Annotated in this window: 7 protein-coding genes; 3 read left to right on the top strand and 4 right to left on the bottom strand. The window is 29.4% G+C overall.

The window, feature by feature from the left end; translation table 11 throughout:
- On the bottom strand, positions 1 to 434 hold a 434-nt coding region (locus U9R42_00210; GenBank protein ID MEA3494442.1), incomplete at its 3' end, for a hypothetical protein.
- Complete coding sequence (locus U9R42_00215) at positions 427 to 1248, bottom strand: MerR family transcriptional regulator (protein ID MEA3494443.1); 822 nt, start codon at positions 1246 to 1248, stop codon at positions 427 to 429. The genes U9R42_00210 and U9R42_00215, both read right to left, overlap by 8 nt.
- Before the next feature lie 156 nt (positions 1249 to 1404).
- On the opposite strand from U9R42_00215, the gene fmt reads away from it, so the two are divergent.
- The 3 genes from fmt to U9R42_00230 all read left to right on the top strand — a co-directional run bounded on the left by fmt (position 1405) and on the right by U9R42_00230 (position 4443).
- On the top strand, positions 1405 to 2343 hold the full coding sequence (fmt, locus tag U9R42_00220; GenBank protein ID MEA3494444.1) for a methionyl-tRNA formyltransferase: 939 nt from the start codon (positions 1405 to 1407) through the stop codon (positions 2341 to 2343).
- Positions 2344 to 2496: 153 nt separating this feature from the next.
- Entirely contained in the window at positions 2497 to 2994 is a 498-nt protein-coding gene (locus tag U9R42_00225) for a shikimate kinase (GenBank protein ID MEA3494445.1), read from the top strand.
- Between the two features lie 147 nt (positions 2995 to 3141).
- On the top strand, positions 3142 to 4443 hold the full coding sequence (locus U9R42_00230) for a citrate (Si)-synthase (GenBank protein MEA3494446.1): 1302 nt from the start codon (positions 3142 to 3144) through the stop codon (positions 4441 to 4443).
- A 103-nt stretch (positions 4444 to 4546) separates the two neighbouring features.
- Here the strand turns inward: U9R42_00230 and U9R42_00235 are convergent, their stop codons facing one another.
- Both U9R42_00235 and U9R42_00240 read right to left on the bottom strand, forming a co-directional pair.
- The gene (locus U9R42_00235; protein ID MEA3494447.1) at positions 4547 to 5020 is read right to left on the bottom strand and encodes a DUF4293 domain-containing protein; all 474 of its coding nucleotides are present in this window, start codon (positions 5018 to 5020) and stop codon (positions 4547 to 4549) included.
- Between the two features lie 24 nt (positions 5021 to 5044).
- Positions 5045 to 6220, bottom strand: coding sequence for an S-adenosylmethionine:tRNA ribosyltransferase-isomerase (locus tag U9R42_00240; GenBank protein MEA3494448.1), 1176 nt, complete (start codon positions 6218 to 6220; stop codon positions 5045 to 5047).
- Positions 6221 to 6387 lie beyond the last annotated feature (167 nt).

Raw genomic sequence — 6387 nt, forward strand, 5'->3', positions numbered from 1 at the left:
ACCTGATCCACAAAATGTGAGGATTTTTCGGCAAGAGAAATGTATAAGCTCAGGCAGTAAATACTGTCTTTTTTTAATGGACTCTTTAATCTTGCTTGCAAATATTCACTTCCATTTGCATACATTAATATTAGTCCTACATAAGCATTTCCTGTCTTTGCCTCTTGAGAGCCAATAAAATTGTTTGGAACAGAAACAGTACGATATGCTCGTGAATTAAAATAATCAGGAGTTGCAGAAACAGGACAATTCCAACGTTTAATAATTTTATGAATATTATTTATGAGTAAAAAATGAGTAGGCATTGAATAGCATTCTTCAAAACTTGGATTTGGAACAAGATTTTGTGATTTTAATAATAAAATATTAAAAAGAAAGAATACTGTTACCAATACCTTAAGAATATGTTTTTTTAATAATTGGAGTTTAAACATTCTTTCCCTTATAAGTGTGAAGTTCTTTATTGCGTAATTTAATTGTGATAAACCTAAAATTTTTGCTTTTTATTAATCTTATAACCTGTTCTGAATTATTGTTGTTTTTTCTTGTAACTATTTCGTCTATACCTTGTTCATTCTCTGTTGTAATTTCAATTTCATCATATTTACCTGAACGTAATAATTGAACTGTTTTTTTTTCATCAATAGCGGGATAAACAGATCTTGAAAAATCAGAAGCGAGATTCATTGATGGAAAAATCTTTTGAAGAATTTTGCCAATGTTAATTTTAATGTGGTTGTTGTTTGAGCCGTATTCTTTGTTCATCTGATATTCTCTTTCAGTCATTCCATAGGTTTCTCCATTTTTGAAAACAAGAATATAAACCGGAATATTAACAAAAGCAAGAGAGACGTAATATGCAAGATGTAAAAATTCAAAATTGTTATTACTATTAGCTTCTAAACTATTTCTTACTTTTTTTAACAATTCATGAGTTACACCAAATTCCCTTAGTTCTTTAATAATATAAAGCCAAACAATATCAATAATTGAATATTTACGCCATCCCTTATTTTCAACCCTTTTGCTATCTATTAAATTGTTTTTTTCCCAGTGGTTTATAACTCTATATGAAAAATCTTTGCTTAAAATCTTCATATTTCTAACTTTCAGGAAATCAATAAAACCAAAATGGTTATTTTTGTTAAAATCTTTAAAACCAATTTCAAAGTCAACACCTTTAAAAACATAAATATCCGGCATAACAATCGTTGCATTTATTACTAAAGTATTACAATCAAGCTTCAAAGTTACAAATTATACCGATAGGTAACAATTTATTGGAGAAAAATATTCCCAAATTTTTAACAGGAATACTGTATTGTGTTGAATATGAAAAGGTAGTGTCTTTTAAAAAATAATATTAAATTTGAAGGTTAATTTATGATTGAAAAAATAACAAAAATGACAAATTTTAAAATAATATTTTACGGTACTCCTGATTTTGCAATTCCTGCAATAAGCATTTTAATAAAAAATGGTTTTGATGTGTGTGCAGTAGTAACAGTAGAAGACCGAAAAGCAGGGCGTGGTTTAAAAGTCCAAGAATCAGCAATAAAAAAGTTTGCAAAAAAAAATAACATTAGTGTTCTTCAACCATCAAATCTTAAAGACGAATCTTTTCTTGATGAAATAAACAATTTTAATGCAGATTTACAGGTAGTTGTCGCTTTCCGTAAGCTTCCAAAAGTTGTTTGGGAAATGCCTGCGAAAGGAACCATCAATTTACATGCTTCCCTTTTGCCTCATTATCGAGGTGCCGCACCAATAAACTGGGCAATAATAAATGGTGAAAGAAAAACAGGTGTAACTACTTTTTTTATTAATCAAAATATTGATACAGGTGATATAATTATGCAGGACGAAGTGTCAATAACAGATGTTGAAACTGCTGAAAGCTTGCATGATAAATTAAGTGATGTTGGAGCAAAGCTTTTATTAAAAACAGTGAATGCAATCATGAATGGAGAAAATCCACGTTTACAACAAAAAGAAGAAACAATAATAAAAAAAGCTCCAAAAATAAATAAGGAAGATTGTAGGATAAATTGGTCAAAAAATATTGATGAGCTTTATAATTTTATTAGAGGATTAAGCCCCTACCCTTGTGCATGGACAACTTTTGACAAGAAAATATATAAAATATATTCAGTTACAAAAGAGCCTGTGAATCATAATGATAAAGCAGGGACAATTGAGAGTAACTATAAAACATTTTTGAAAATAAAAGTAAAAGGGGGAAATATTGTTTTAAAAGAAATTCAAATGCAAGGAAGAAAAAGAATGGCTGTTGAAGATTTTCTTAGAGGAGCAAACATTGATAAAGATAGTTGCTTTGTTTGAAAAGAAGAATAAGAAATGCCATGAGTACTTATGAGTTAAAAGCTAAAAACTAAAAGTGAAGTGTTACGGATAAACAATTCTTCTTAGCGTCTTTGCGAGAAATATAAAAAAGAAGTACTTAGAGTTATGTGCTAAAAATAAACAGATAATCAAATGAAAATATTTCTAATTGGTTTTATGGGGAGTGGAAAAAGTAGTTATGCAAGTGAACTTGCAAAGATTTTGAATTATAAATATTTAGATACTGATGATTTTATAAAAAATAAAGAAGGGATGTCAATAAATGATATTTTTCAAAATAAAGGAGAGAAATATTTCAGGGAAATTGAGAATCAAGTTCTTCAAAACGATTTACTTACGCAAAAAAATTGTGTTATTTCTACAGGCGGTGGAACACCGCAGTTTTTTGATAACATGGATTTTATGAATAAAAATGGAATAACTGTATTTTTAAAACTAGATGAAGAGACGATTTACAAAAGATTAAAAAAATCAAAATTTGACAGACCATTAATTAAGGACATGACTGATACTGAATTATTAGTTTTCATTCAAGAAATGTACAAAAAGCGAAAGAAATATTACAATAAAGCACAAATAGTTATTTCACCATTAATTATGAAAGCAAAGATGTTAAAACGATTTTTTTAGTTTCAATACATTGCTCAAAAGCTATATTTGGTAAAAGACATCACAAAGCTAGCTTAATAACATGTTCGAATTTCTTGTAATTTCTTATACTATAAATAATTTTGAGCTATCATTATAACTTAAATTAATAGATATAAATATAATATTATGAAAACATTAAAAGAAAAATTAGCTCAAAAAATTGAAGAGCACAGACCAAGAACCGTAAAACTCCTAAAAGAATACGGTGATAAAAAAGTTGGAGAAATTTCTATTACACAAGCAATAGGCGGTGCAAGAGGCGTTAGAATGTTAGTTACAGACATTTCATATCTTGACCCTTTTGAAGGCATCCGTTTCCGAGGATATACCATTCCTGAAACATTAGAAGCATTACCAAAACCAGAAGGTAAAAAATATCCTTACGTTGAAGGTTTTTGGCATCTTTTATTAACTGGCGAAATTCCTACAATGGAAGAAACTTTAGCTTTGGTTGAAGATTTCAAACAAAGAAGTGAAGTTCCTGCTTATGTTTTCGATGTTCTTAAAGCAATGCCAGAGGATTCACATCCTATGACTATGTTTTCCACTGCAATTTTAGCAATGCAAAAAGAAAGTAAATTTGTAAAGTTTTATCAAACAGAATATGATAAAATGAAAGCATGGGAATCTACTTATGAAGACTCAACAGATATTTTAGCTCGTCTTCCAGAGATTGCTGCATTTATTTATAGATTCAAATACAAAGATGGTGATATTATCGCGAAAAATCCAAATGAAGATATGGGTGGAAATTTTGCTCACATGATGGGAATTGATCTTCCTTATGATGATGTTGCTAGAATGTATTTTATTCTTCACTCCGACCATGAGTCAGGTAATGCATCTGCTCATACAACTCACCTCGTTTCTTCTACTTTATCTGATCCATATTATTCACTTTCAGGTGGAATGAATGCACTTGCAGGACCATTACACGGTTTAGCAAATCAAGAAACTTTACGTTGGTTACAAGGTGTTATGGACAAATTAGATGGCAAAGAGCCTACTGAAGAAATGATGAAAGAATTTGTTTGGGAAACATTAAACAGCGGTCAAGTTATTCCAGGATTTGGTCATGCAGTTCTTAGAAAAACCGACCCACGTTACCAAGAACAACGTGAATTCTGTTTAGAAAATCTTCCAGATGACAAAATATTTAAGTATGTTGATATGCTTTACAGAGTAGTTCCTGACATTTTAGTTGAACAAGGTAAAGCCAAAAATCCATGGCCAAATGTTGATGCACAATCAGGTGTTATTCAATGGTATTATGGAATTACTGAATATGATTTCTACACAGTAATGTTTGGTGTAGGTCGTGCTATTGGCGTGTTAGCTAATATCACATGGGACAGAGCTTTAGGATATCCTATTGAAAGACCAAAATCACTTACAACTGCAATGCTTGAAGAAATTGCAAAAAAATAGAGTAAAATAATTAAGTTATTTTGATTCGCTGAATATTCATTGTAGTATTCAGCGAATTTTTTTTGTGCTTAATTGTTCAAGGATAAAAAAATACGGGGACACCTTATCGTAGCCTATCCATTGAACGCACTAATTTTTCATCCTTAATAATTGCTTTGTTTGCCAACAGAAACAAAAACAAAGGTAGAATAGCTAAAGCTATAAAATAATGATATGTGGGTTCTCCCGTGAAGGTTGTATTTAAATTATCATAAACAAAAACTAAAGAAACAATAAATCCGCTACCAAGTAAAAGTAAAAATCGGCAAAACTTTTGTTGAAGCAATCTCTTTTTAAAAAAGAAAATTGTTGTTAGTGATAACAATATTAATAATGATAACAAAACAAGAGGTAATATTTGAATTTCTGTTTCAACAGTTGGTTCTTCTGCGTTTATTGTAGTTGTAATTTGCCAGCCGTTCATTTCTACTTTTTTTGCACCATCTTCAAGAGTGATAGAAAAGACACTGAAAAAGAAAAGTAAAACATACGATGCTGTAGCAAAAAATAAATAAATACTTTGAATTCTTTGAATCATAATAAATTAGTTTTTTATTCAAAATTAAGAAAATAAAATTGATGAATCGCCATAACTTAAAAAACGATAATCCTTAGAAAGAGCTTCATCATACACTTTTTTCCAATCATCGCCAATAAATGCCGCAACGAGAAGTATTAATGTACTTTGGGGTTGATGATAATTTGAAATTAAAATATCACAGATTTTAAATTTGTATGAAGGAAAAATAAAAATTGAAGTATTTCCTGTTAAAATTTCAATTTTATTTTTTGACATATATTCCAAAACCTCAATAAGACTTTCTTTGAGTGAAGGAAGGTTGGAATTTAATTTTTCGTAAGGATAAAGTTTTTCAATTTGAAATTTTGAATTGCTGTCATTTTTAAGCATCACTCCAAACCAATAAAGACTTTCAATTGCTCTTAAAGAAGTAGTGCCTACACAAATTATTTTATTTTTAAACTCAATCAAATTCTGAATATTTTGTTTTGTAAAAATAATTTGTTCGTTGTGCATAGGATGATCAATTACATTTTTTTCTTTTATCGGCTGAAAAGTTCCTGCACTAACATGAAGTGTTACAAAATCTTTTTTAATCTTATTTTTATCCAAAGAATCAATAATCTCTTGTGTAAAATGTAATCCTGCTGTAGGAGCAGCAACAGCACCACTGTGCTGGGCATAAACGGTTTGATAGGTGTTTACATCTTCAGGAACAACATCTCTTTTTATGTATGGAGGCAAAGGAGTTTCTCCGAAAATATTTAAAAGCTCAAAAAATGTAATGTCTTTATTCCATTCAAATTCAATTATTGTTTCCTTTCGGTTGCTACTTGTAATCCTACTTTTTAAAACAATTTTTTCATTTTTATAGTTTTCTACTTTTGTGAGTTCCCCGGCTTTCCATTTCTTTTTATTACCAACAAGGCATTTCCATTTTGAAATATTTTTATCAGTAGTAATTTCTTCAAGGCAAAAAATTTCTATCCTTGCTCCTGTTTCTTTTTTAAAAACCAATCTTGCTTGTATCACACGTGTGTTATTAAAAACAAGCAATGAATCACTAGCTATAAAATCAAGAATATTATTAAATTTAGTGTGAGTTATTTCTCCATTTTTATAAACAAGAAGTTTTGAATCACTTCGTTTTTTTTCAGGAAATTTAGCAATCTTTTCTTTGGGTAATTGATAGCTGTATTTTTCTAAGTTTATGTTCATTTAGTAATAAAATTATTTACTGCAAAAGTAAAGGGGGGGGCTATAAATACATTTCTTTTAAGAAACAAAGATAATGAATAAGATGCAAGGCACAAATTTTTCTGAATAGCATTAGCTATTGAGAAAAATTTTAACGCAGTCAGATTGTTTATTATCTTTGTTCCCAA

Source organism: Bacteroidota bacterium (assembly GCA_034723125.1).
Classification (GTDB): domain Bacteria; phylum Bacteroidota; class Bacteroidia; order CAILMK01; family JAAYUY01; genus JAYEOP01.